This window comes from Arthrobacter sp. AD-310, assembly GCF_054656615.1.
In genome coordinates this window covers 25,833-28,763 of record NZ_BAAHNO010000036.1, presented here as the reverse complement: position 1 = coordinate 28,763, position 2,931 = coordinate 25,833, and the positions used below count along the sequence as shown (strand labels likewise).

3 protein-coding genes are annotated in these 2,931 nt (G+C 69.0%); 1 reads left to right on the top strand and 2 read right to left on the bottom strand.

Features of this window, described 5'->3' with window-relative positions:
- Window positions 1-96: 96 nt before the first annotated feature.
- The gene (lipB, locus tag ACYQ1Z_RS18805) at window positions 97-774 is read right to left on the bottom strand and encodes a lipoyl(octanoyl) transferase LipB (protein ID WP_459794068.1); all 678 of its coding nucleotides are present in this window, start codon (window positions 772-774) and stop codon (window positions 97-99) included.
- 131 nt (window positions 775-905) lie between these two features.
- Here lipB and ACYQ1Z_RS18800 point away from each other — a divergent pair, with 131 nt between their 5' ends.
- On the top strand, window positions 906-2,600 hold the full coding sequence (locus ACYQ1Z_RS18800) for a serine/threonine-protein kinase (RefSeq protein ID WP_459794067.1): 1,695 nt from the start codon (window positions 906-908) through the stop codon (window positions 2,598-2,600).
- Between the two features lie 19 nt (window positions 2,601-2,619).
- Here the strand turns inward: ACYQ1Z_RS18800 and ACYQ1Z_RS18795 are convergent.
- Window positions 2,620-2,931, bottom strand: a 312-nt coding sequence (locus tag ACYQ1Z_RS18795) for a DUF1731 domain-containing protein (RefSeq protein ID WP_459794066.1), incomplete at its 5' end; no start/stop codon positions are given.

Here is a 2,931-nt window from a genome sequence, read left to right as displayed (position 1 = left end):
GGACCTTGGCCTTGATCCAGTCCGGCTTGCGCTCCACCGGGACAGCCGCGTTGCGCTGCTCGATCCGCAGCATTTTCCGGCCTTCAGGTGCCAATGTCACAGTAGAGCTCCTTCGGGGCTTGAAACGAGTGCTTCTTCATGCTTGCGGAATTCTTCCACAATGCGGTCAACGATCCGGGCCGGGGGAATGTCCTGGCCCGTTTCCAATGACATGGTGGTGACGCCGGCGTCGGTGATGCCGCAGGCGATGATCTGGCCGTAGGGCGCGAGGTCGTTGTTGCAGTTAATGGCGATGCCGTGCATGGTGACGCCGTTGAGGACCCGGATGCCGATGGCGGCAATCTTGCGGTCCGGGCCTTTGGAGTCGGCCTTGATCCAGACGCCGGCGCGGCCCTTGATACGCTCGGCCTTGATGCCGTAGTCCTCCATGACGGCGATCATGACGGCCTCGAGGCGTTCCACGTAGTCCCGGATTCCGGCGCGGTTCTTCAATTTGAGGATCGGGTAGGCGATGAGCTGGCCGGGACCATGCCAGGTCAGTTTTCCGCCGCGGTCGACGGCGACGACGGGAGTACCGTCAAAGGGCCGCTCGTGGTCCTCGGTCAGTTTGCCTGCGGTGTAGACGGCTGCGTGCTCCAGCAGCAGTACGGTGCTGGGCGCCTCGCCTGCTACTACCTGTGCGTGAAGTCCGCGCTGAAGATCCCAGGCCTGCTGGTAATCCACGAACTCCGGGGCCAGACCCAGCCGCGAAAACTCAAGAGTCATGCCTTCCAGCTTAGACCCCGCAGCGCTGCTGGCCGGGTTTAGTGCTTAAGCTCACCACTGCCCGCGCGATGTGACCGCACGCGGTGGCGGACCTGTGGATAACTTCTGCAGGCGGCAGCGTATTCAGCTAGACATGAGGGATGGACGATCTGCAGGCCCCGGTGATTCCCGGATACACCATTGGCAGGTTGCTGGGCCGCGGCGGCACGGCCACGGTCTGGCTGGGAACGGAGCAGCGCACCGGCCGGAACTTTGCCCTGAAGTGTTTCAGCCCCGGCGCCGACGGTGCACATTCCGGGGAAGGCCTGAGTGCGGAGGCCGTGAAACGGGAGGTGCGCATCCTCGCGGCCCTGGACCACCAGCACCTCGTCAAAGCACACCACGTTGTCCCTATCGAAGCAGGTTCCGGCGCCGCGGTCGCACTGGCCCTGGACTACGCGGCCGGCGGTTCGCTGGCCCGGCTGGTGGCCGTCCGGGGCAGGCTCAGCGTGGGGGAGACGGTCACCGTGCTGACCCCGGTAGCGCACGCGCTGGGATACCTGCACACCAACGGATTCACGCACCTGGACGTTTCGCCCGGGAACGTGCTGTTCACCGGCCAGGGCAAGCCGCTGCTGTCCGACGTTGGCATCGCCCGGATGCTGGGCGAACCGGGCCGGGTGGAAAACATGGGGACGGCGGGGTTCCTGGACCCGGCACCGGTGGACGCGGTACGCGCAGGGCTCCAGCCCGAACGCGACGTCTACTCCGCCGCCGCCCTTGGTTGGTACTGCCTCACCGGTGAGCCGCCTGCGCGGACCGCCGGCCGCCCTCCACTGTCATTGCTCGTCCCTGAGGTGCCGGCAGACCTCGCCGCCGCGCTGGAAGCGGGACTGAATGAAGACAGGCGGCTTCGGCCGACGGCGGCGGCCCTGGCCGCCGCCGTCTACCGGAGTGCACCGCCCCGGCCGATCGACCTTGCCGCGGCTGTCCATCCCACGGTGCTCCCGGAACTGGTGACGCGCAGGCACGTCGCACCACCTTCGGTCCGGGCACGCTTCAGGGGGCGCGGGGCAATGGAGGCCGTTGATGCCCTGCGGCGGAGGCTCCTGCCTGCCCGGCTGCCCCGCACCCCGTGGACACGGGAGCCGTCCCCGCTGCCCGGCCTGCCAATCCCGCCCGCGACGCCGGGAAGATCCGTCCGTGGCCGGCACGCTGGCCCGGTTCCGTCCACTTCCACTTCCGCTTCCCGCGGGTCCGGCAGGGGTGGACTGCCAGGTACGGCCGGACTGGCAGTTGCAGCCTTCCTGGTCATGGCAGCCGCCGGGTGGCTGGCCGGGACCGTGCCACCCGGCCCGGTGGTTATGCCGGGTGCGGGTGCCGCCGCGACGGCCGGAAGTGGCGCCGCGGCAGAAGATCCGGCAGCGGAAGAACGCGCCGCCGTCGGGACTGCCCGCAGCAGGGCCGCCGCAGCCGATCCTGCCTACGCCCTCGCCGGCCTGGCCGCCCTTCGGGACCATGCTTTCCAAAGCGGCAACCTGGCGCTGCTGGACGAGGTCAACGCCGCCGGGTCGGCGGCAGCCGCGGCAGACCTCCGGACGGGCGGGAGGCTGCGGGATTCCGGCCTTGTACTCTCCGGGTTTTCCAGCACGCTGTCAGGAACGGCAACCGAACCCGGTGCCACGGCTGCCAGGGCGGTGGTCCGCGCAACCTCGGCTACGTCCGCCTACGAGGAAAGGGACTCCCGCGGCTCAGTGCTGGCAGCAGGCGCCGCCAGTTCCGCCCGGCCCCTCCGGCTTGTCCTTGTCCGTGTGGACGGCGCCTGGCGGATCAGTGACGTCCTGCCCGGATCGTGAACGCCGGGACAGGAGGCATTCAGTGCGCTCCCCGGCCATCCCGGTGGTGCGGGCCTGCGCTGTCCTGACCCGCTACCCAGCCCGCAGCCTGGGCCAGGGCCGGGTGCTGCCACTGGAAACCTGTCCGTGCCAGAACGGCGGGTTCCAGGCGCTGGCTGGACAGCAGCAGTTCTTCGGCGAGGTCGCGCATCAGCAACCTCAGCACCGTCGCCGGAACCCGCAGCGCTGCCGTGCGGTGCAGCGCCTGGGCCAGTGCGGCCACGATGGAGTTAACATCCTCCTGGGCCGGGGCGCAGAGGTTGACCGGCCCGCTGACCCGTGATTCCAGCAA